Below are 426 nucleotides of genomic sequence, written 5' to 3'. Positions count from 1 at the left end.
AGACAGATGGTTCTGCAAGTTTTATTGGTAAAATTGCCAATACTGCGACATCGCTTTCAAAAACAGCCGTTGGAAAAACAATTGTGAGTACTGTTAAAAATAACATTAACCCACAAGTTCAGGCCGTTAGTACGTTAAAACCTGCTCCAGTTGTTGCCAACCCGACAATTAATGCAGGTCAATACGAACAGCCTGTAGGGGATTTAACGCCTGTAAGTACTGTAAGTCCTACAACGTCTTTGCAACCCCTTAAAACGGACAATACTGTTTTATATATCTTGGGGGGTGTTGCGGTAGTAGGCGGAATTTATTTAGCCACAAAAAAGAGTTAGTAATTAAATTAATCAAAAATGAATAAAGAAGTAGTAATTATTGGAGGAGGGGTACTAGGTGGTATGGTATCAAATGGGGCAACTACGTTATTAC

The 426-nt window shown here is 38.7% G+C and carries 1 protein-coding gene; it reads left to right on the top strand.

Annotated features, from left to right (window positions below):
- A partial coding sequence (locus D0817_RS25795; RefSeq protein ID WP_161568470.1) for a hypothetical protein occupies positions 1-332 on the top strand: 332 nt, incomplete at its 5' end.
- Between the last annotated feature and the right edge of the window lie 94 nt (positions 333-426).

It is taken from the genome of Flavobacterium cupreum (assembly GCF_003996965.1).
GTDB lineage: Bacteria > Bacteroidota > Bacteroidia > Flavobacteriales > Flavobacteriaceae > Flavobacterium > Flavobacterium cupreum.
The sequence above is the reverse complement of the archived record's forward strand: the minus strand, read 5'-3'. Positions and strand labels throughout refer to the sequence as shown.